Here is a 19,824-nt window from a genome sequence, read left to right as displayed (position 1 = left end):
GCCAGTTGCTTAAAGCTAAATATTACCCTTTTTCAATTCATTCACTGCAAAATCACAAGCGCGGGCGGTAAGCGCCATATAAGTTAATGATGGGTTTTGGCTGGCTGATGACGTCATGCAGCTACCGTCCGTAACAAAAAGATTCTTAACAGCGTGTACCTGGTTATTGCCGTTCAATATTGAAGTTTTAGGATCATGCCCCATGCGGGCCGTACCCATTTCGTGAACTGTACTGCCGCCCGGCTTTTTGTAGTTAAAGGTTTCAATGTCTGTAAATCCGGCAGCTTCCAGCATTTCGCCGCATGTGCTGCGGATGTCATCCATCATTTTATCTTCATTATCTTTAAAAGAAAAGTTCACATTAATAACCGGCAAGCCCCATTTATCCTTTTCGGTTGTATTTAGCGATATTTTGTTTTCGTGGTAGGGCAAACATTCGCCCCATCCCGCCATCCAAACCGTCCAGGGGCCTGGTGTGGTAAGCTGTTTCTTAAAATCAACACCAAAACTTCCAAAGTTCTTTGTGTCCTGCCATTCAGAGCGTTCACCATGCCCTTGTATATTAAAGCCACGTGTATAGCCCAATCCCTCATCCCCTTTAAGATTGCGGTAACGCGGTATCAAAAAGCCGCATGGTCTGCGCCCTTTATAGTATAGATCTTTGTATCCGGGATGTTTGCCTGATGCTCCTGCAGATGAGTGATGATCCATCAGGTTATGGCCCAATTCGCCACTGTCATTACCCATTCCGTTAGGGAACCTGTTTGATTTTGAGTTGAGTAAAATACCAGCAGTGGCAATGGTTGAAGCATTCAGAAAGATAACCTTTGCATAATACTCAAAGCTTTCCTTGGTTTCGGTATCTATAACGCGTACGCCTTTGGCTCTTTGCTTGCTCTCGTCATATAAAACCTCTGCAACTATAGAAAAAGGCCGTAGCGTAAGATTCCCCGTTTGCATAGCCGCCGGAATTGTGGAGCTATTGCTGCTAAAATATCCTCCGAACGGGCATCCGCGCGAACATAGATTGCGGTTCATACAAGGGCCCCTACTGTCCCAGCCTTTGGTTAAATTGGCCACACGCGCTATTGTCAATAAACGGTCGGGCGTTTTTTTGCGGATGGAATCATTAAGATGATGTTCTATGCAATTTAGTTCCATCGGTGGTAAAAAATCACCATCGGGTAGTTGATGCAGGTTCTCTTTACTGCCGCTCACGCCAATATATTTTTCAACGTAACTGTACCACGGCGCTATATCTTTATATCGAATGGGCCAGTCAACCCCATTACCATCCTTTAAGTTTGCTTCAAAATCCAGGTCGCTGAAACGGTAACATTGCCTGCCCCAAGTTAAAGACCGCCCGCCTACCTGATAACCCCGATACCATAAAAACGGCTTTTCCTGTATATAGGGATGGTCTTTATCATTTACATAGAAAAGAGCATTACCCGCATTGCTTCCGGTAGATTGTATGGGGCTGTCTGCCTTAAATTGTGGTGTATTATTTAACCTATACTCAAAATCCCACGGATTTAAGTTTGCGGTTGGATAATCTTTAAGATGTTCAACATTATGGCCGCGTTCAAGCAGTAACGTTTTTAAACCTTTTTTACACAGCTCCATAGCCGCCCAACCACCGCTTATACCCGAACCCACCACAATCGCATCAAAAGTTTGATTATTTGCCGAAGCCATTTTTAGTTTATTTAGTTGCCCAGGCCAGCTGGTTTTTTTGTAACGGGATGCAGGCTTCAAAAGTAACAGGTACATAATCATAAGCCATACCCTGCGTGGCTCCTGCCAAAGATGTGCAGTACCCTTCTACCGTAAGATCGCGCAGATGCAAAAAGAACGGAGCACCAAAAAGTTTCCTATTCACTTTGTTTAATATACCCACTGAGTAGGTCGCCTTATTTTCAAAATGCTTTAGAACCTCATTCTTTTGAGCAATAGTACAATCAATAAACGGTTTTTTATATTCATCCACAGCATAATGGTCAACTGCGGTGATCCCCGCTAAAAAAGAGCGCTGCATTTTAGCATCCGTATTCTCGGTTATCATTTTTATGATATAGTTCTCCACCTGTGCATCTTTTGCGCCGGGCGTATTGGTGCGCGGAATAATTGTTTCGGCAAGTTCAGCAATGAGTGCTCTTTTTTGAGGGAGTTCGCTTAATGGAATAGCTTCTCCCGGTGTTAAAAACTTATATAAAGCCCCCGATGCCCCACCCAATGTAACTATGGCTACAATACTTTTTATGGCCGTCTTCCTGTTCATTTGCCCGTCTTAAAAGTAAGGTAATCAAACGTGTGTTTTACATTTCTGTATATTGCCCTGGCAAAACTTATTACAAAGTTGTCACTCTGGCGCAGATCGCTCCGCGTCATGGTACTGGGCTCATCTTCAGAGTTCAGCTGATCAAACAGACCCTTTGGATCGTCATAGATCATTGCCTTACCTTTATTCTTATTAAAGGACATAGCCATGGTGAACTCCGTTTTATCACCTTTTATACCTTCAGGATAACGGCCGAATTTTTCTAAAAAATTACTTCTACGCAAATGTGGATGATCACTATATACGTGGAACTTGCGGTAGCCTGGATACCATATTTTAAAGATCATTTCAGAAAAGCCATTTTTGTAAGGCCTTAGATAGGGGTATTTAAAATAGGCATAAAACCTAACTAAATCTACGTCTTTGCGCTCTTCCATAATGGCTAAAGCATCTGCTAAATGCTTTTTATAACCGGGAAAAGGGTCAAAATCTTCCTGAACGTATAGCGTGTAAGGGGTGTTTACCGCATCCTGCCCTTTATTTATGTTATTGCCTAATCCGGCATTTTTAGGGGTTGTAATTAAACGGAATTTGTATTTGTCAGTGATAGATTTAAGATAATCAAGATATTCTGGTTTGCTCCCGTCATCAGACACCACAATATCGCCAAAGCCTATGTCTTGAGTCTCAAAGGCTTTTAATAAGCGCTCCAACGACTGGCTGCGGTTATAGTGTGTAACCAATAAGGTAATTGAACTGAACTTAGAAGCCGACATAATTATTTTTTAACCGGTTTAGTAAACAATACCTGGTAAGTGTTTTTTAATAATCTGTATTGTAAATATCCAGTGCGTAAAGCTAAGGCGAGGGGATTTCTGCTCTCCCGCCAATTGGCCCGACTCATGGTGCTTGGTTCGTCCGATGAGTTTTTTTGCCAGAACATATCGTTAAAATCATCGCGTATTATGCCTCTGCCTTTGTTTTGAATAAAAGATACTGCCATGCCGAATTCAGTGAGGTCGCCTTTTATACCTTCGGGATAACGGCCGAACTTTTCAAAGAAGGTACTTCTGCGCAAATGCGGATGGTCGCTGTACACATAAAATTTAAGGTGATTATTTGCCAGCGGAGAAATGCTGAACTTCATCTCGGAAAATCCTTTACCATAAGGTTTTGTGTATGGATACTTGAAGTAAGCATAAAAACGTGAAACGTCTAAGCCTGGGTCGGCTTTCATAAAATTAAGTGCATCCGCAAAATGTTCAGAAAATGCCGGTTTGGGTTCAAAATCCTCCTGAACATAAAGGGTGTAAGGCGTTTTTACTGCATCCTGCCCCTTATTTATGTTGTTACCTAAACCCGCATTTTTAGGCGTAGTGATCAGCCTGAAACCCAGCTCTTTTTCAAGAACTTTTAGCCTGTCCAAATTTTCGGACTTGCTTCCGTCATCAGATACCACAATATCCTCAAACGCAATACTAAGCGCTGTAAAAGCATTTAACAGGCGCTCCAGTGATTTACTGCGGTTGTAATGGGTGACCAATAAAGTAACGCCTTCAAAATAGGTTTTATCCTGGCTCATGCGCGAACAAAATGTTTTTAATTGCCGTTTAACAGGATAAATTTCATTATCCTTGTTTTAGCGTAAGTTTACGAAAAGATGTTCAAAAAAGTTTTCAATCTTATCCGTAATAAACATTTTTTATCCTTAGCCGGAAATATCATTATGTCTGGCCTGGGTTTGGTCACCATGATGCTTATATACCGCGCGCTCTCTTTAACGCAAGCCGGTACCTGGGTGTTTTTTCTCTCCAACCTTTTGTTTGTTGATACCTTCCGTTCCGGATTTTTAACAACGGCATTTATTAAGTTTTTTGCCGGCTCAAGCGAAGAGCGCAGCGCAGAAGTTGCCGGTTCAGCCTGGTTTGTGGGAGCTGTTATTTCGGGTATATTGGCAATTGTAAGTATATGCTCATACCCTTTTTTACACCTGATAAAAGACGAGGGCTTTAGGCTTTTCCTACAGTTTTCGGGCTTGTATTACATAATATCATTACCCTGGTTTATGGCAACATGCGTGGTACAGGGCGAGCAAAAATTTGACCGGCTATTATACATTCGCCTGTGTAACCAGGGTAGCTACATAATTTTTATTACTGCATTATTTTTAACAGGTAAGGCAAGCGTTGCCAATGTTTTAACTTCATATTTGGTATCAAGCGGCTTAACCACAATTTTTGTACTGATAAAGGGTTGGTCGCGCATAGGCAGCATAAAGCAACGCACACGTAAGGGCATATTAGAGATGTATCATTTCGGAAAGTTTTCGGTAGGGTCATCATTAAGCTCAAACATGTTCAGCTTTTCTGATAACCAGATCATCAATTACATGCTCGGGGCCTCGGCATTGGCTATTTACAACCTCGGTCAAACACTTATGCAACTGGTAGAGATACCTTTACGCAGTTTTGCCGCTACGGGCATGCCAGAGCTATCGGCTGCTTACAACCAGGGCAACCGCGAGTTGGTGATACACACCATGAAACGATATGCCGGTATGCTGGCAGTGGTTTTAATACCTATAGTAGCTATTGGTATTGCACTGGCAGATTTACCTATTTACATAATTGGCGGCGGCAAGTATTTAGGTACAGAAGCGGCTAATGTATTTCGGCTGTTTTTAAGTTTTGCTATCATTTTCCCGCCCGACAGGTTTTTCGCCTTAACACTTGACGTTATACACCAGCCCAAAATCAATTTTTATAAAGTGTTAGTAATGGTAGCGGTAAATATCGCTACAGATTTTTTGGGCATATATATAACCGGCAACGTTTACGGTATTGCCTTTGCCACGGTTTTCCCTATTTTAACCGGTACAATAATAGGTTACTGGGCGCTAAATAAATATAGCAAATTTGGCTACTGGAGCATATTTAAAACCGGGTTTGATGAGGTGATGGTGTTTGTGCGCGGGCATTTAAACAAGAAAGCTGCAAATGTTTAAATTGCTTACCTAACCTTTACAAGGTAGAGCATATCACAAGCATGCTTCAATTTTTTGCAATGAGAGAAGCCAATCTTATCCTGCTTATCGTTATATGCATTTGCCTAAGCGCTTGCACGCAAAAGAAAGACACATGGGTTGCATTTTATAATAAAGACACCACTTTGGTTGGCTTTAAAGATAAGCAAGGCCAAATAAAAATTCCCCCTAAATTTACTACTTACGGCGCAGCCGAAAAATTTGATAATATAATTGCGGTTTCTGAATTTAAAAAACCGAAAGATGCAAACTATTACTTAACCAAAAACGGCCGTATAGTTGGGCGTGATAGTCTTTATTATTTTGATAGTTTTCCTGATTGTGAGTGCGAGGGATTTATACGTTTTATAGATTACAAAAGTCTTAAGATGGGAATGTTCAACGCAAATGGTGATATAGCCATTCCAGCTATTTATAATTACCTATCACCAGTTAGGAACGGCTTGATAATGGCTTTAACAGGTGCGAAGCGCGTATATCCTAAAGACCCTAATGAGGAGCATTTTGACCCCTGGGAGGGCGGTAAAGAAATATTAATAAATACCACTAACAAAGTGATTATAAGAAATTTCCCTTATGATGCTGACATTGATTTTTATTCTGTGATCGTTTCGGAGGAACCCAACCCCAGTACTGTAAGAAAGAACTTCAAGGCTGACAAAACTAAGTATTACTCATTTATAAGCTTTGAAAAGGAATTTAAAGCATGGCTTAAAAACACACTGTTAAACAATATTACATTAAAGAATTTGCTCGCAAATAGCCACTCTACAATTCAAGTAGAGCGCGATGCTGACCGGCAGGCATTGCCCAAGGAAAAATTTTTGAAAAGTAGTTTTAATTTGCTGAAATCGAAACTTTCAAGGCTTAAAGTTACCACAAACTTTGATGTTTATAATGAAGGATTAAACCCATACATCTATGGCGGAAATGAATTCGAAGAATATTTTGATAACTGTGGCATGTCTAAAGACTGGCTCTATCCAGTGATGGAGGTAATTGTTACAGGGAAAGATAATGCTGTACAAGAGAGTTTTGAGTTTTTACGTAGTAAAACCGGTTATAAATTAATCGGTGTTTCGTTTTAATAATTATAAGCTACCGTTTACATTTACTCAATTTACATCGTTTGCGTAAAGAGAATATTATGCTGATATTTAAAGCTTAATCCTAACCAATTAAAACGTAATGAAACACACCATTAAAACTGATGCTGGCGCATACGCAGTGCGTTTCGCCAAATCGGCTATTATTACAGTGCTCTGTTTAGGCGCTTCTTTTAGTGCTTTGGCACAGGCTATGGGCGGAGCGCAAACCTTGTTCATATCAAACGAGATAAGCAAAGACAATATGGTTACGCTTAGATTCAATGCCCCAAAGGCCAATGATGTTAAGGTTGCCACGCAAATGACCAAGACCCCACAGCAAATGAAGAAGAACGAAAAGGGGGTTTGGGAAGTTACCTTTGGGCCGGTAAAGCCTGATATGTACCCCTACGCGTTTGTTGTTGACGGCATACAGGTTGCAGACCCGGTAAATTCTGTCATTTTTCCAAACGAGGGTTTTCAGAACAGCGTACTGGAAGTGCCGGGCAGTACTGCTTTGGTTCATTCCATACGTAATGTGCCACATGGCGTTGTAGCTTATCGCTATTATAACTCGCCAGAATTGGGTACCCGCCAGGTTTTGGTTTATACGCCACCGGGTTACGAGCGTAATTCTTCAAAAAAATACCCGGTTCTTTATTTGCTGCACGGTTCATCAGATACAGAAGAAACATGGACAAAAGTTGGAAGAGCTAATTTTATATTGGATAACCTGATAAGCGAAGGTAAAGCCTTGGAAATGATAATTGTTATGCCTTATGGTCGCGCCTATCCTACTATAACCAAAACCGGTAGCCTGCGCGACTGGCCTAACCTGCAGGAGTTTAAAAAAGACTTTTTTGGTAACCTGATGCCGTTTATTGAAAAGAATTACAGAACCAAGAATGATAAGGATAGCCGCGCTATAGCAGGCTTCTCTGGCGGGGGTGGCACCTCACTTTATTTTGGTTTAAACAATCAGGATAAATTTAGCTATGTAGTAGGTTTTGCACCGGGCATGCTAAAAAACGAAATTGATCGTAACAACGCGGTTGCGTTTGAAAACCCAGAAAAAACTAACAAGCAAATTAAGCTATTTTGGATTGGCGTTGGAACCGAGGATCCAACTTACGGCACCATTAAAAATGACTATTTACCGGTGTTGGATCAAAAGAAGATTAAATATGAAACTTTTATTTCTGATGGTGGGCATACATGGATGAACTGTAAACTATACCTAAGTACTGTAGCTCAAAGGCTTTTTAAATAAGCTGATAAAAAGGTTGCCAATTTTTTGGCAACCTTTTTTGTTACCCTTCCCTATTATAACCGTGCATTTTTTGGAGGGATTATTGCAACGAATAATTCATGAAAAAGCTTCTCCTTCCCTTACTGGCTTTGTTTGTGGCTTGCAACAACGGCGATAAGCAAGGAAAAAATTATAATAAGCCTAACACCGCTGTTGTGGTTAAAGACACTGTTGTAGCGCCGCCCATACACAAAACTTCAACACCTTTGGTGTTTGTTAAACAGCGGGTTAATCACATCAACACCTCTGCCCTATCCACAAAGCATATTGAGTTTATATGCGATGAAAAAACAAAAGTTACCTATTACTACGAAAAAAATGTCCCTGTTAAAATAGCTGTTGATTTTGGCTGGGTTGGCGATGCGCATGCCGTTGAAGAATATTATTTTGATGAGGGTAAACTGATATTTCTTTATGAGTTTGTTGAAGGCGGTCCGGCCTGCGAGGGTTGCATTAAAACTAATGAGTACCGATCTTATATAACTGACGATAAAGTTTTTAAGTATTTGAAAAACAAAGATGAGGTTCAATGCAAACGATGCGAATTTGGTCAGTTATCAAAACCGTATCGACTTTTAATGACGTCGAAGCCTGAAGAGGCTAAGAAGGTTTTGTGTAATTGATTTTATCTGCTTAAAAAATTTCAAAACCTCAAATCTTTACTTCATTAAAATGTTATAATTATATTGCGTTACGGAAAATAGAAGCTATGTTAGCATATTTAATAGCCCGTAATAAATTATCTGTGATATATGAAACTGGCACATTTGATACTGGCTCATAGCCAACCGCTGCAATTGGAACGCCTTGTGCGCAGGCTGCAGCATGATGATGCCGACGTTTATATCCATCTGGATAAAAAAACTGATGTCGCTCCTTTTCAGCATTTGGCAAGCGTTAAAAATGTCTATTTTATACAAAACCGTATTAAAGTTTATTGGGGCACTTACAATATTGTAAAGGCAACATTTAACAGTTTTAAAGAGATTTTAAATTCAGGTAAAAACTATCAATACCTCAATTTATTAAGCGGACAAGATTATCCATTAAGGCCACAACAGGAACTACATGATTTTTTGAACGCTAACCCCGGGAAAGCCTTCATGAATTACCTGTTGTTTGAAACAGAATGGCCGGACGGATTACCCAGGGTTCGTTTTTACCATTTTAATAATTTCAGGCTGCCGGGGCACTTTATTTTGCAGGAACTTGTTAATAAGTTATTCGGGCAGCGCACTATGCCAAATAATATGATCCCGGTCGGCAGATCGCAATGGTTCACCATTCCAATGGAGTGTGTAAAGTACATATTTGAGTATTGGAACAACACCCCCAAACTGCGCCATTTTATAAAACTTACCTGGGGGCCTGACGAGTTTATTTTCCAAACCATCTTATACAACTCGCCTTATAGAGAGGCGATGGTAAAAAATGATCTGCGGTATATTGATTGGTCCGCCGGCGGGGTTAGCCCCAAAACGTTAACCATTGAAGATGTAGCAGCGTTAAGGAAATCAGGACAATTTTTTGCCCGTAAGTTTGATATAACGAAAGATGAATCTGTTTTAGATGTTATAGACCAGCAAATGGATAAGTAGTATAAATATTAGCCTGCCACTAACTTAAACACATGCGCACATTAAATCTGTTGAGTCCTGATGCGGTATCATAATGATAAGTAAATGCTTCGGCAGCTCTGGATATAATGATCATGCCAAAGTGTTCGCCAATGGTGTTGATATCAATCCCGGTTTTGCTTTTCTTTTGCTCGCAAATAAAACGCACGGTGTCATTCATCTCCAAAACAGCATAAACGCTGTTAAGATCGTCATGTGTTAATAATATTTTGTAGCCTGGCTCCTGCTTAAAAATATCAGCAAAATTCTGTGGGTTAAATTGAGAACCGAAATCTGTTTTTTCAATGGTCAGATAATTGTCGTCCAGATAAATGCGAATGCAGGTTTCTGCGTCTGTGACATGTTTAAGGGCGTTGGTAAGCAACTCGGTCATTACCATTTCCATCTTAAAGCTTAAATCTGCGTTAACGGCATGAGCAGGTAAAAACTCATTGATAAACCCACGTATTTCCATTAACGACCCGATCATCGTTTCGCGCGTATTAGGTAATACAAACTGACGAAACATTTTACCTGACATAGCTATTAAGCAAGAGCATCGTTAAAGTTATCATATATCTTAAAAACCTTGTCTAATCTTATCAGCGCAAACAAATTAACAATATCCTTGCGCATACCCACCAAAATTATATCCGATTTGAAAGATATAACATGCTTAAGGGCCGATACCAAAGCACCTAAAAAAGAGCTGTCAATATACTCTACATCTTCCATATTTATTATAAGGCGTTTGTTTTGATGCGTATCAAAAAGATTGATAAGGGCGGCTTTAAAGGCATCTGCATGTCCCATATTAGCATCCTGAATTTGTAGGTTAAGCAAAAGGCTGCCGGGGTCTTCTCTATATATATCTATCATAGCTAAAATTTGTAAATGCATATTATGCTTTGATCATCTACCTGCCCCTGCAAATTATGCTCAAATTCCATTTTCATGTCGGTAAATGAACTGCAGGTTTTTAACATATCTAACAAACGCGAGGAAAAAAGGTTATAGTCGCTTTTTTTTCCGGTACCGTCAGCAAAGTCTATCATTCCATCAGTAAATATAAACAATCCATCATTAGCTTGCAGCGTTAGTTGCTGCTCGCTATAACTTCCATCTGCAAACAGACCGAGTAATAAACCCGAAGAACTGACGTGTTTAAATTGGTGTTCTGCCCGTTTATAATGCAGCAGCGGCAGGTCACCTGCGCCCGAATAGGTTATAGTTGCGCTCTCGCTATCTATCAATATCAATGATAAGCTTGATAGGATGTCCTTTAGTACCTCGTCAAAACAAATAACATCATTAACCTGCCTCAATATTTTTGCTGTTGAATATTCCCCATTAAATGCCGCGAAACGCACAGCGGAGCGTATATAACTCAAAAAACCGAAAGTGAAGAACCATGCCATCCACTTTTTACCCATTACATCTCCCAGAACCACAAATGTGTAGCGGTCATTAACGTGTATAAAATCAACAAAATCCCCTCCCGGTATATCATCAAAGGCTTTGTGCCAAAAGTCTATGCTAAAGCCATTTACCAATGGAACGTTAGCGGGGATTGATTTGATGTTGAGCGATGTAGCTGCCTTTTTTATTTCGAGTTCTGAAAGTTCGCGTTGCTTATCAACAGCAAAAAGTATGTTGTTTACTTTTGATACAATTACGTTTACAGGTGTATTTTTTATAACGTAATCAATGGCCTGCAGGTCAAGCCCTTGTATCATCAGATCGCGATCTGAAAAATAAGTCAAAAATAAAAATGGAATATTTTTAAAAACCCCATCTTCCATCAGATATCTTCTGAACTCCAAACCGTTCATGCCTCCCATGTTATAATCAGACAAGATTATATCGGGTGGGTTTGCTTTGTCCAATATCGCTATAGCATTTTCGGCAGACAGGGCCGTATCGCACTCAAAGCCCGATTTTTTAAAAACCTGGACCATCAACTTTAAAAAAAGCGCGTCATCATCAACCAGCAATATTTTATGGGCCCTGTTACTCATTCTTTTTGGTTGATAAAGGTTCCTGGTATAAGGTGCGTATCAGTATATAAATGCCCGTAAGGATAATAATGCACGCAATTACATCCATCAATGTTATACCGTCATTTTCAGTAAAATAATAAATGGTGAACATTTCAAAATACGGCGGGGCCTCTATAATTATCATTGACAGACCTAATGTCACCATCGCCAACGAGATCATGATAAGTACAAAACTATTTATTCTTTTAGCTTTCAGGTATTTTCCGGCTACTTTGCTATCTACTTTGTTTGATAGTAACAGCAGGGCAAATTCATCAAGTAGTTCTTCGCGCGAAGCATTCTCTTTCTCATCTATTACATTGAAGGCGGCAATAGCATCCTCATCCTTTACGCAGCTTTGCAGGGCGCTGTCAAATTTTTGCTGAAAATGCTTCAGTGTTTCATTATCCAACTGATGGCCGGCCAGCAACGCCGCAACCTCATCGAGCTTTTGCTCAACTGCCGATTCAATTTCTGTATCAGCTACCTGTTCCGCTTTTATATTATTTGCTTTGATTCTCAATTTTAATTAATAATTTCAACAAAACATAGCAGAAGCGGTATTCGTATAAGCCACAATATCTATATAATGAAATTGGTTTCCATCATTACGGTTAATTTTAATCAAAGTTACGTCACCGAAGAACTGCTATCGTCTATCAGTCAAACCAATACTTATCCAGCCATTGAAATTATCGTTGTTGACAATGGCAGCAAAATAAATAGTGTGCCCGAATGGACCTTAAAATACCCTGACATTGTTTTTATACGCTCAGACAGGAATTTAGGTTTTGCAGGTGGCAATAACCTTGGCATAAAAGCCGCTAAAGGAGATTATTTTTTTTTGGTGAATAACGATACTGAATTTACGCCTGGCCTGGTGCAAACATTAGTTGAAACGCTCACGTCAAATTCACGTATAGGGATGGTGTCACCAAAGATAAGATACTTTGACCAGCCCGAGATGCTGCAATACATGGGCTTTACTGATATGAACTACTACACGGCCCGTAATGAAAGTATTGGTCAGTTTGAAACGGATAGTGGGCAATATGACCATTTAACCGGCAGAACGGGTTATGCGCACGGCGCCGCGATGATGGTAAAGAAAGAATGTATTGATAAGGCAGGTTTAATGGCCGATAACTTTTTTTTATACTATGAAGAACTGGATTGGTGCGATCGTATTAAACGTGCCGGGTATGAAGTTTGGCTGCAGCCTGCTGCGCTTATCTATCATAAAGAGTCGGTATCAGTAGGTAAAGTGAGTGCGCTTAAAGAGTATTTTATGAACCGTAACCGCATTTTATTTATACGCAGAAATGCTCCGTTACTGGCGCGCTGGTTTTTTTATATATACTTTGCTGCTTTAGTTGCACCTCGTAACATATTTAAATACAACAAGATAAACCATAATTATTTTACTGGTTGGTTATTGAAAGCCATTTGGTGGAACATTACCCAAAGTAAAGACAGTACAAAATTAGGTTACCCTATTGCTATATGATCGCACTCTTCTGGATAAGCTTTTTTATAATTTTTTATGCTTTTATAGGTTACGGCATATTGCTTTATTTTATAATTAAAATAAAGCGCGCCATTAAAGGTAAACCTACCCCACCCATTGCAAATAACCTGCCTACTTGTACTTTAATAGTAGCGGCATATAATGAGGAAATTTGTATTGCCGAGAAAATAAAGAACAGCCTTGAGCTAAATTATCCGGAAGGCAGGTTGAAACTTATATTTATAACAGATGGTTCAAGTGATGGCACAGCTGATATTGTAAGTAAATATCCAGGCGTCATCCACATGCATTCAGCAGAGCGTAAAGGCAAAATGGCGGCTGTTCATCGCGCTATTGATACTGTTACTACAGATGTAATGGTGTTTACCGATGCCAACACTTTTTTAAATAAAGATGCTATAGTCAATATCTGTCGCCACTATGCCGATGCAAAAGTGGGCGCTGTAGCCGGTGAAAAGCGGGTGCTGATAACAGAAAAATCCGACGCAACGGCAGGCGAAGGCTTTTACTGGAAATACGAATCAAAATTAAAGATCTGGGATTCTGAATTATACTCTGTTGTTGGCGCCGCAGGCGAGCTGTTCAGCGTGCGTACTGATCTATATGAACATGTACCGCCAACAGCAATTATTGATGATTTTATGATCTCTATGCTGATTGCAAAAAAGGGTTACCGCATTATATACGAGCCTGAGGCATACGCAATGGAAACAGCATCAGAAGATGTTAAGGAGGAGCTAAAACGTAAAATACGCATTGCGGCGGGTGGTTTGCAATCTATCATCTGGCTAAAAAGCTTGTTCAACCCATTCCCATTGCCGGTATTGTCGTTTCAGTACATCAGTCACCGGGTTTTGCGGTGGACGGTGGTGCCTTTCCTGATGATCTTGCTGGTGGCCCTTAACATTGCCATTGTGCACACTTATGGTGGTGCTATTTACCAGCTATTTTTGGCCGGACAGGTTGCTTTTTACGGCATGTCCTTATTCGGGTGGATGCTGGAGGCAAGGCAGGTAAAGGTTAAAATATTTTTTATTCCCTACTATTTCTGTATGATGAATTATGCGGTGATAATGGGTATATTCCGTTACCTGGCCGGAAAACAAAGCGCCGTTTGGGATAAGGCAAAAAGAAAATAACATGTCGCTTAAAGAGAAAATAAAAGGAAACCCGGCGTTAAAAAAATTCGTCCACTGGATGCTTATTGCGCCCGGCGAAGCGCGACCGCGTTTTTGGGTAAAGTTATTTGTTAATCCATTTATACACCATCGCGGTAAGGGATCAAAAATACGCCGCTATACCCGCATGGACGTATTACCTTTTAACCAATTCAGTTTGGGCGATAACGCTACCATTGAAGATTTTTGCACCATTAATAACGGCGTAGGCGACGTTTTTATAGGCAACGGCACATTAATAGGGATGAGCAACGTTATCATTGGCCCGGTAAATATAGGTAATAATGTAATTTTTGCGCAGAATATAGTAGCCAGCGGATTGAACCATGAATATCGAGATGTAAGCATCCCCATAAAAGACCAAAAAACAGTTGTATCTACCATCACTGTTGAAGATGATTGTTGGATAGCTGCCAATGCCGTACTTACCGCTGGCGTTACCATAGGTAAACACAGCGTAATAGCGGGTGGCGCAGTTGTTACCAAAAGCATACCTCCCTACTCGGTTGCAGCAGGCAATCCGGCTAAGGTTATTAAGCGCTTTGATGAGGATTTAAAGGAATGGGTATCGGTTAAAAGCTGATAAAAATTTTAATCCATGCTAAACCCGGAATGCGATTTTATGTCAAAATAGTACATAAACCACTTACAAATGAAAAAATTAGTCGTTAGTCTTTCGCTTATATTAGCGTTAGCAGCCTGCAAACTTCCTTCTTATACAATCGGCATGTCCGAAACTGAATTTAAGTCAAAACACAAATGGACCGCGCAAGTGAGCGAGCAAACAGCAGACCACACCGTTTATAAAGTACAGATAAGCCTTCAGGACGAGAAAAGGAAACGTTACCAATATTTTTATTTTGAGAACGGTAAACTCGTACGCCTGGACGAGGGACAAGCCATGTTGGGCATTTAATTGTTTTATGCGGATGGTTACAGTTGGTACGCTATCCGCATAAAACCCAAAACTTCCTCGTTAACATCATCCATGTTCAATATTCTTAAATGATGATTGAACTGGTTGCTGCCTGGTACCTGTGCAACCTTTTGGAAACAGAGGTTATCATGGTACGGTTCGCGCATTGGGAACACCACATGTATAAAATTCTTGCCTAATTGCGTTATCCAGGCTATGCGCTTATGTCCGTTAGATATGCCGATCATAGTTTTGGTCGCTTCTACGCTAATCTCCCCTATCTTTTCAAACTCATTTAAAAAGTGGTGATACAACCCTAGCGTGTAAGCAGATTTGCCTGTAAGAAATTGGAAGATTTGCGGGTGTTCCATATAGATCAAAATTCCAATTTAGGAATAATCACATTTAATCCCCAGCGCTCCTCTATCCCCAAACCAAATAAGGCAAAATCATATTTAACCGGATCAAGCGGATCAAACTCACGTAGTTTTTCTGTTAATTCAACCGCCGTTTGCCAATCTGTTTGTTTACGGACTATGAGTTTAAGATTTCGCGCGACGCGGTCAACATGAAGATCGCAAGGCATTATAAGGTCCGCCGGTTTAATTTTAGTCCATATCCCAAAATCAACACCATTATTGTCTTTCCGTACCATCCACCGTAAAAACATATTCAACCGTTTACAAGTAGATTTTTGCGACGGCGACGAAACATGTTTTTTAGTACGATGAGGAGCGTCTTCCAAAAAAAAGAAGTAGCTACGAAAGTGATTTAATGAGTTTTCGACGGTTGGATTGTCAGTGCCGCTCGGTAAGAACGCCTCTTCCAACGAGTCAAACCTTTCATAATGATGCCTGAAAAAAGCTATGAAGTAAAGCGTATCAATATCATTAAAGGTACGGTGCTTAAAATGCAGCAGCTTTTTAAGGTCGGGTTCTTCATGATTAATGATGAAATCATAGGGCGCGCCATCCATTAAGGCAATAAGTTCTTTGCATTTATTAATGATGGTTACACGCTGCCCCCAGGCCAGCGTTGCTGCCCAGAAGCCCATTATCTCAATATCCTGCTTTTTGTTGAAAAGATGCGGAATGCTTACAGGGTCATTCTTGATAAAATCTGGGCGGTTGTACTGGGCAACTTTTAAATCAAGAAATGATTTGAGATCAATCATTTCTCCGAGTCTTTACTTTTAGGCTGACTATAAAACAGCCAGCCAAATATCGCGGCATAAATGACATAGATTATTGTTACTGCCGAAAACGCGCCCGGCAGTTCAGGGTTGGTGGTTACATCTTTCATTAATGCCATCCCGCCTATAAAAAACTGAGCAAAATTTGCCACCGATACCGGCTTGTTATAAATACCCCCAATAAGCGACCATTGCGACATCCAGTTAAGCATAGCAAAGCCGAAATATAAACCGCCCAATAACTGTAAAATTAACAGCAGGGGTTTTGATGCACTTATGTTTAAATAAGTTAATATCTCTTGCGGAAAAAAGGTTAACCCAACACCAATTATGCCCAGCAATACCGCGCTGGAAACCATTATGATTCTTGTATTCATTTTATAATGCTAAATGTAAACCCTCTCCTTTAAAAGGTTGGGGAGCTTAAGGCTTGCTTCAAATCATCCAGTAAGTCATCCACATCCTCTACCCCTACGCTTAAACGCAGCAGGTTATCTACCACGCCCACTTTTTCGCGCGCATACTTAGGTATGGATGCATGTGTCATGGTAACAGGGTGATTGATCAAAGACTCAACACCACCCAAAGACTCAGCTAATGTGAACACTTTAAATGACGATGCAACTTTAAAAGTTTCCTGAAGGTCTGCGCCTTTTATGGTAATTGAGATCATGCCGCCAAAATCGCGCATTTGCTTTTTAGCCACTCCGTGATTAGGGTGATCTGTAAAGCCGGGCCAGTAAATTTTATCTACCCTTGGGTGTGTCTTTAAAAACTCGGCTATCTTCCTGCCATTCTCGCAGTGTGCTTTCATACGTAAGTGCAGCGTTTTAATGCCACGTAGCACTAAAAAGCTATCCATTGGTCCCGGTGTCGCGCCGCAGGCGTTGTAAATGAAGAACAGGCGCTTGTAAAGATCCTCATCGCTCATCATTAAAGCGCCCATTACCACATCGCTGTGGCCGCCGATATATTTGGTTACCGAGTGCATTACAATATCAGCACGCAGATCGATAGGATTTTGCAGATATGGCGAAGCGAAAGTGTTATCAACCACAGTCAGCAAGCCTTTTTCCTTGCCTATCTTGGTCACCGCCGCAATATCCACTATCTGCATAGTGGGATTGGTAGGTGTTTCTATCCAGATAAGCTTGGTTTTCTCATTAGCATATTGCCGGATGATGTCAGGATTGGACAGGTCCAGGAAATGAAATTTGATACCGTAGTTGGCGAACACCTTGGTAAAGATGCGATAAGAACCGCCATACAGGTCGTCGCCGGTAATAACTTCATCGCCGGGTTGCAACAACTTCATAACAGCATCTGTAGCACCCATACCGCTCGAAAAAGCCAAACCAAATTTAGCGTTTTCTAAAGCAGCCAAACAGTTTTCAAGTGCTTTACGCGTTGGATTAGTCCCACGTGAGTATTCATATCCCTGATGATCGCCTGGCGATTTTTGCCAATAAGTTGACGTCTGGTATATCGGCGTCATTACCGCGCCGGTTGTTGGATCGGGCTCTTGCCCGGCGTGTATGGCTTTTGTTGCGAATTTCATTTTTTGGTTGATTAAATCAATTGGTTGATTACTTAATAACCAAATTATCAAGTAAAAGCGCCAATCCGTTCCGCATTATATCTCTTAATTTTAATATCTCGGTTTCACTGAAGACAGGATTTGGATCTTCTGCAATAAAGGGTCCCGCTGCATCAAATAATTTATCGTATAATGTATTTGTTTCTTCAGTTTTTATATCGCCAATAAATGGCTTTTTCACTCCAACTGAAGTATCTGTACATAAGTTCCAAAAATTCAAAAACTGCTCCTTATCAAATTTATTGGTTGGCGTTAGTACCCATTGCTGCAATTTATCAATTTCGTAAGTCGTAACATCCTTATTTATAGCTATTGTATTGTTCATTAAATAATTATGCAATACTTCGTTATTGTCGAATGCTAATATTTTACCAAATTCATTAACAACCACACTGTCTTCCTCGTCTGATATCCATATTATATATAGTTTGTTAAAATTGAAATTCAAACAAATTATAAAATAATTAGATTGGACCAGATGCATCTCAAATCAGTATGCCCGAGCGAATAAGACACGTTGCGTACTCGGGTTCCCCGTTAAAATACACTTTCCCTCTTCCTGCTTATTATCTAAAGGTATACAACGTATGGTGGCTTTGGTTTCGTCTTTTATGCGTTGTTCAGTTTCTGGCGTGCCGTCCCAATGGGCAGAAAGGAAGCCTGGTTTTTCATCTAACAGGCGTTTAAACTCTTCGTAACTATCTACTTCGGTTGTACTCTCTGCACGGAAATTAGCTGCTTTTTGATAGATGTTTTGCTGAATCTCTTCTAACAGGGCTTCGATCTTGGCTCCCAAGCCATCCTGATTTACGGTCTCTTTCGTTTTTGTATCACGGCGCGCTAACTCAACGGTGCCGTTCTGCATATCCCTGCTGCCAATAGCAACGCGCAACGGAACGCCTTTTAACTCATATTCTGCAAACTTAGCACCCGGGCGATGCGTATCGCGCTTATCAAACTTAACGGATATGTCTTTAGTTTTCAACTCCTTAGTGAGTTCATTTACATAAGCAGTAATGTTGTCTAATTCTTCTTCATGCTTGTATATCGGCACAATTACAACTTGTATAGGCGCCAATTTTGGTGGTAATACTAAACCTGCATCATCAGAGTGCGCCATAATTAAGGCGCCTATCAAACGGGTTGATACACCCCAAGAAGTCGCCCAAACATAATCAAGTTTATTTTCCCTGTTGGTGAACTTCACATCAAAAGCTTTGGCAAAATTCTGCCCTAAAAAGTGCGATGTTCCGGCTTGCAAAGCTTTGCCATCCTGCATTAACGCCTCAATACAATAAGTATCTAAAGCGCCTGCAAAGCGCTCATTAGGTGTTTTACGTCCCTTAACAACGGGTAGTGCCAGCCAGTTTTCTACAAAATCAGCATAAACATTCAGCATCTGCTCGGTTTCGGCAATAGCTTCATCGGCGGTAGCGTGGGCGGTATGCCCCTCCTGCCATAAAAATTCGCTGGTACGTAAAAACAAACGGGTGCGCATTTCCCAGCGCATTACGTTGGCCCACTGGTTAACCAAAATAGGTAAATCGCGGTAAGATTGTATCCAGCCACGGTAGGTGTTCCAAATAATGGTTTCAGATGTTGGGCGGATGATGAGTTCTTCCTCCAGTTTTGCATCCTCATCAACAATAATATTGCCTTCGCCATCATTTTTTAAGCGATAGTGAGTAACAACTGCACATTCCTTTGCAAAACCTTCTACGTGGCTTGCTTCTTTTGAAAAAAAAGATTTTGGTATCAGTAACGGAAAATAAGCATTACTATGGCCGGTATCTTTAAACATTTTATCCAGTACTCCTTGCATCTTTTCCCATATAGAATAGCCATACGGTTTAATGATCATGCAGCCCCTTACGGGCGAATATTCGGCCATATCGGCCTTAATTACCAGGTCGTTATACCATTGCGAGTAATCTTCATCTTTACTTATAACCCCTTTGCTCATACTTTGTGATAGAAATGTGACTGTTTATTTTTATAGTTTCGCATCCAAATTTATAAATTTATACGTTATTAGCCTAT

General features: G+C 40.5%; 23 protein-coding genes. 9 read left to right on the top strand and 14 right to left on the bottom strand.

The genetic code is table 11. The annotated features are described in order from the left end of the window. Positions 1 to 15 precede the first annotated feature (15 nt). Genes ACVW2L_RS06865 through ACVW2L_RS06850 form a run of 4 tightly spaced genes read right to left on the bottom strand, consistent with a single transcriptional unit; the run spans position 16 to position 3,863 of the window. On the bottom strand, positions 16 to 1,698 hold the full coding sequence (locus tag ACVW2L_RS06865; protein WP_457127223.1) for a GMC oxidoreductase: 1,683 nt from the start codon (positions 1,696 to 1,698) through the stop codon (positions 16 to 18). Positions 1,699 to 1,705: 7 nt separating this feature from the next. Further along, positions 1,706 to 2,281 carry a gluconate 2-dehydrogenase subunit 3 family protein gene (locus tag ACVW2L_RS06860; RefSeq protein ID WP_457127222.1) on the bottom strand — a complete coding sequence of 192 codons (576 nt, stop codon included), beginning with the start codon at positions 2,279 to 2,281 and terminating at the stop codon, positions 1,706 to 1,708. Beyond that, complete coding sequence (locus ACVW2L_RS06855) at positions 2,278 to 3,057, bottom strand: glycosyltransferase (RefSeq protein WP_457127221.1); 780 nt, start codon at positions 3,055 to 3,057, stop codon at positions 2,278 to 2,280. Before ACVW2L_RS06855 ends, ACVW2L_RS06860 begins: the two co-directional genes overlap by 4 nt. A 2-nt stretch (positions 3,058 to 3,059) precedes the next feature. Then, the gene (locus ACVW2L_RS06850) at positions 3,060 to 3,863 is read right to left on the bottom strand and encodes a glycosyltransferase (protein WP_457127220.1); all 804 of its coding nucleotides are present in this window, start codon (positions 3,861 to 3,863) and stop codon (positions 3,060 to 3,062) included. 78 nt (positions 3,864 to 3,941) lie between these two features. Between ACVW2L_RS06850 and ACVW2L_RS06845 the strand changes: the two genes are divergently transcribed. The 5 genes from ACVW2L_RS06845 (at position 3,942) to ACVW2L_RS06825 (ending at position 9,316) form a co-directional block, all read left to right on the top strand. Beyond that, the gene (locus tag ACVW2L_RS06845) at positions 3,942 to 5,285 is read left to right on the top strand and encodes a lipopolysaccharide biosynthesis protein (protein WP_457127219.1); all 1,344 of its coding nucleotides are present in this window, start codon (positions 3,942 to 3,944) and stop codon (positions 5,283 to 5,285) included. A 59-nt stretch (positions 5,286 to 5,344) separates the two neighbouring features. After that, positions 5,345 to 6,412: a WG repeat-containing protein gene (locus ACVW2L_RS06840; RefSeq protein WP_457127218.1), complete on the top strand. Its 1,068-nt coding sequence runs from the start codon at positions 5,345 to 5,347 to the stop codon at positions 6,410 to 6,412. Positions 6,413 to 6,512: 100 nt separating this feature from the next. Further along, positions 6,513 to 7,679, top strand: a complete 1,167-nt coding sequence (locus ACVW2L_RS06835; RefSeq protein ID WP_457127217.1) for an esterase — start codon at positions 6,513 to 6,515, stop codon at positions 7,677 to 7,679. 98 nt (positions 7,680 to 7,777) lie between these two features. Beyond that, positions 7,778 to 8,341 (top strand): hypothetical protein, encoded by a 564-nt coding sequence (locus ACVW2L_RS06830; protein ID WP_457127216.1) that lies wholly within the window; start codon positions 7,778 to 7,780, stop codon positions 8,339 to 8,341. Positions 8,342 to 8,470: 129 nt separating this feature from the next. Further along, the gene (locus ACVW2L_RS06825; protein ID WP_457127215.1) at positions 8,471 to 9,316 is read left to right on the top strand and encodes a beta-1,6-N-acetylglucosaminyltransferase; all 846 of its coding nucleotides are present in this window, start codon (positions 8,471 to 8,473) and stop codon (positions 9,314 to 9,316) included. A gap of 19 nt (positions 9,317 to 9,335) precedes the next feature. Here ACVW2L_RS06825 and ACVW2L_RS06820 read toward each other — a convergent pair whose 3' ends face one another. The 4 genes from ACVW2L_RS06820 to ACVW2L_RS06805 are packed head-to-tail and all read right to left on the bottom strand — an operon-like array spanning position 9,336 to position 11,896. Continuing rightward, entirely contained in the window at positions 9,336 to 9,875 is a 540-nt protein-coding gene (locus ACVW2L_RS06820; protein WP_457127214.1) for an ATP-binding protein, read from the bottom strand. Positions 9,876 to 9,880: 5 nt separating this feature from the next. Then, positions 9,881 to 10,213, bottom strand: coding sequence for an STAS domain-containing protein (locus ACVW2L_RS06815; protein ID WP_457127213.1), 333 nt, complete (start codon positions 10,211 to 10,213; stop codon positions 9,881 to 9,883). A 2-nt stretch (positions 10,214 to 10,215) separates the two neighbouring features. After that, complete coding sequence (locus tag ACVW2L_RS06810; RefSeq protein WP_457127212.1) at positions 10,216 to 11,352, bottom strand: response regulator; 1,137 nt, start codon at positions 11,350 to 11,352, stop codon at positions 10,216 to 10,218. Beyond that, positions 11,345 to 11,896 carry a hypothetical protein gene (locus tag ACVW2L_RS06805; RefSeq protein WP_457127211.1) on the bottom strand — a complete coding sequence of 184 codons (552 nt, stop codon included), beginning with the start codon at positions 11,894 to 11,896 and terminating at the stop codon, positions 11,345 to 11,347. The genes ACVW2L_RS06810 and ACVW2L_RS06805 overlap by 8 nt, the downstream gene beginning before the upstream one ends. A gap of 66 nt (positions 11,897 to 11,962) precedes the next feature. On the opposite strand from ACVW2L_RS06805, the gene ACVW2L_RS06800 reads away from it, so the two are divergent. From ACVW2L_RS06800 to ACVW2L_RS06785, 4 genes are all read left to right on the top strand, one after another. Then, the gene (locus ACVW2L_RS06800; RefSeq protein WP_457127210.1) at positions 11,963 to 12,880 is read left to right on the top strand and encodes a glycosyltransferase family 2 protein; all 918 of its coding nucleotides are present in this window, start codon (positions 11,963 to 11,965) and stop codon (positions 12,878 to 12,880) included. Beyond that, positions 12,877 to 14,040: a glycosyltransferase family 2 protein gene (locus tag ACVW2L_RS06795; RefSeq protein ID WP_457127209.1), complete on the top strand. Its 1,164-nt coding sequence runs from the start codon at positions 12,877 to 12,879 to the stop codon at positions 14,038 to 14,040. Before ACVW2L_RS06800 ends, ACVW2L_RS06795 begins: the two co-directional genes overlap by 4 nt. A gap of 1 nt (position 14,041) precedes the next feature. Further along, positions 14,042 to 14,662, top strand: coding sequence for an acyltransferase (locus ACVW2L_RS06790; RefSeq protein ID WP_457127208.1), 621 nt, complete (start codon positions 14,042 to 14,044; stop codon positions 14,660 to 14,662). 69 nt (positions 14,663 to 14,731) lie between these two features. Next, entirely contained in the window at positions 14,732 to 14,995 is a 264-nt protein-coding gene (locus ACVW2L_RS06785) for a hypothetical protein (RefSeq protein WP_457127207.1), read from the top strand. Positions 14,996 to 15,012: 17 nt separating this feature from the next. Here ACVW2L_RS06785 and ACVW2L_RS06780 read toward each other — a convergent pair whose 3' ends face one another. The 6 genes from ACVW2L_RS06780 to proS are packed head-to-tail and all read right to left on the bottom strand — an operon-like array spanning position 15,013 to position 19,747. Continuing rightward, positions 15,013 to 15,366 carry a DUF5655 domain-containing protein gene (locus ACVW2L_RS06780; RefSeq protein ID WP_457127206.1) on the bottom strand — a complete coding sequence of 118 codons (354 nt, stop codon included), beginning with the start codon at positions 15,364 to 15,366 and terminating at the stop codon, positions 15,013 to 15,015. A gap of 5 nt (positions 15,367 to 15,371) precedes the next feature. Next, on the bottom strand, positions 15,372 to 16,169 hold the full coding sequence (locus ACVW2L_RS06775) for a TIGR02757 family protein (protein ID WP_457127205.1): 798 nt from the start codon (positions 16,167 to 16,169) through the stop codon (positions 15,372 to 15,374). Continuing rightward, positions 16,166 to 16,564 carry a hypothetical protein gene (locus tag ACVW2L_RS06770; RefSeq protein ID WP_457127204.1) on the bottom strand — a complete coding sequence of 133 codons (399 nt, stop codon included), beginning with the start codon at positions 16,562 to 16,564 and terminating at the stop codon, positions 16,166 to 16,168. The genes ACVW2L_RS06775 and ACVW2L_RS06770 overlap by 4 nt, the downstream gene beginning before the upstream one ends. A gap of 29 nt (positions 16,565 to 16,593) precedes the next feature. After that, positions 16,594 to 17,745, bottom strand: a complete 1,152-nt coding sequence (locus ACVW2L_RS06765) for a cystathionine gamma-synthase (RefSeq protein WP_457127203.1) — start codon at positions 17,743 to 17,745, stop codon at positions 16,594 to 16,596. A 28-nt stretch (positions 17,746 to 17,773) separates the two neighbouring features. Beyond that, positions 17,774 to 18,232 carry a hypothetical protein gene (locus tag ACVW2L_RS06760; protein WP_457127202.1) on the bottom strand — a complete coding sequence of 153 codons (459 nt, stop codon included), beginning with the start codon at positions 18,230 to 18,232 and terminating at the stop codon, positions 17,774 to 17,776. Between the two features lie 42 nt (positions 18,233 to 18,274). Beyond that, on the bottom strand, positions 18,275 to 19,747 hold the full coding sequence (gene proS, locus ACVW2L_RS06755) for a proline--tRNA ligase (RefSeq protein WP_457127201.1): 1,473 nt from the start codon (positions 19,745 to 19,747) through the stop codon (positions 18,275 to 18,277). Positions 19,748 to 19,824: the final 77 nt, after the last annotated feature.

This window comes from Mucilaginibacter sp. HD30 (assembly GCF_054061755.1).
Note: the sequence above shows the minus strand (reverse complement) of the source record. Positions and strands in the feature narration are given on the sequence as shown.

What these genes read in the sequence shown, in the direction of transcription:
- ACVW2L_RS06765 (WP_457127203.1), bottom strand. Translation starts at nt 17,745, where the DNA reads ATGAAATTCGCAACAAAAGCCATACACGCCGGGCAAGAGCCCGATCCA.
- proS (WP_457127201.1), bottom strand. Translation starts at nt 19,747, where the DNA reads ATGAGCAAAGGGGTTATAAGTAAAGATGAAGATTACTCGCAATGGTAT.
- ACVW2L_RS06775 (WP_457127205.1), bottom strand. Translation starts at nt 16,169, where the DNA reads ATGATTGATCTCAAATCATTTCTTGATTTAAAAGTTGCCCAGTACAAC.
- ACVW2L_RS06850 (WP_457127220.1), bottom strand. Translation starts at nt 3,863, where the DNA reads ATGAGCCAGGATAAAACCTATTTTGAAGGCGTTACTTTATTGGTCACC.
- ACVW2L_RS06770 (WP_457127204.1), bottom strand. Translation starts at nt 16,564, where the DNA reads ATGAATACAAGAATCATAATGGTTTCCAGCGCGGTATTGCTGGGCATA.
- ACVW2L_RS06840 (WP_457127218.1), top strand. Translation starts at nt 5,345, where the DNA reads ATGAGAGAAGCCAATCTTATCCTGCTTATCGTTATATGCATTTGCCTA.
- ACVW2L_RS06820 (WP_457127214.1), bottom strand. Translation starts at nt 9,875, where the DNA reads ATGTCAGGTAAAATGTTTCGTCAGTTTGTATTACCTAATACGCGCGAA.
- ACVW2L_RS06845 (WP_457127219.1), top strand. Translation starts at nt 3,942, where the DNA reads ATGTTCAAAAAAGTTTTCAATCTTATCCGTAATAAACATTTTTTATCC.
- ACVW2L_RS06790 (WP_457127208.1), top strand. Translation starts at nt 14,042, where the DNA reads ATGTCGCTTAAAGAGAAAATAAAAGGAAACCCGGCGTTAAAAAAATTC.
- ACVW2L_RS06780 (WP_457127206.1), bottom strand. Translation starts at nt 15,366, where the DNA reads ATGGAACACCCGCAAATCTTCCAATTTCTTACAGGCAAATCTGCTTAC.
- ACVW2L_RS06855 (WP_457127221.1), bottom strand. Translation starts at nt 3,057, where the DNA reads ATGTCGGCTTCTAAGTTCAGTTCAATTACCTTATTGGTTACACACTAT.
- ACVW2L_RS06860 (WP_457127222.1), bottom strand. Translation starts at nt 2,281, where the DNA reads ATGAACAGGAAGACGGCCATAAAAAGTATTGTAGCCATAGTTACATTG.
- ACVW2L_RS06865 (WP_457127223.1), bottom strand. Translation starts at nt 1,698, where the DNA reads ATGGCTTCGGCAAATAATCAAACTTTTGATGCGATTGTGGTGGGTTCG.
- ACVW2L_RS06795 (WP_457127209.1), top strand. Translation starts at nt 12,877, where the DNA reads ATGATCGCACTCTTCTGGATAAGCTTTTTTATAATTTTTTATGCTTTT.
- ACVW2L_RS06825 (WP_457127215.1), top strand. Translation starts at nt 8,471, where the DNA reads ATGAAACTGGCACATTTGATACTGGCTCATAGCCAACCGCTGCAATTG.
- ACVW2L_RS06800 (WP_457127210.1), top strand. Translation starts at nt 11,963, where the DNA reads ATGAAATTGGTTTCCATCATTACGGTTAATTTTAATCAAAGTTACGTC.
- ACVW2L_RS06830 (WP_457127216.1), top strand. Translation starts at nt 7,778, where the DNA reads ATGAAAAAGCTTCTCCTTCCCTTACTGGCTTTGTTTGTGGCTTGCAAC.
- ACVW2L_RS06835 (WP_457127217.1), top strand. Translation starts at nt 6,513, where the DNA reads ATGAAACACACCATTAAAACTGATGCTGGCGCATACGCAGTGCGTTTC.
- ACVW2L_RS06815 (WP_457127213.1), bottom strand. Translation starts at nt 10,213, where the DNA reads ATGATAGATATATATAGAGAAGACCCCGGCAGCCTTTTGCTTAACCTA.
- ACVW2L_RS06810 (WP_457127212.1), bottom strand. Translation starts at nt 11,352, where the DNA reads ATGAGTAACAGGGCCCATAAAATATTGCTGGTTGATGATGACGCGCTT.
- ACVW2L_RS06785 (WP_457127207.1), top strand. Translation starts at nt 14,732, where the DNA reads ATGAAAAAATTAGTCGTTAGTCTTTCGCTTATATTAGCGTTAGCAGCC.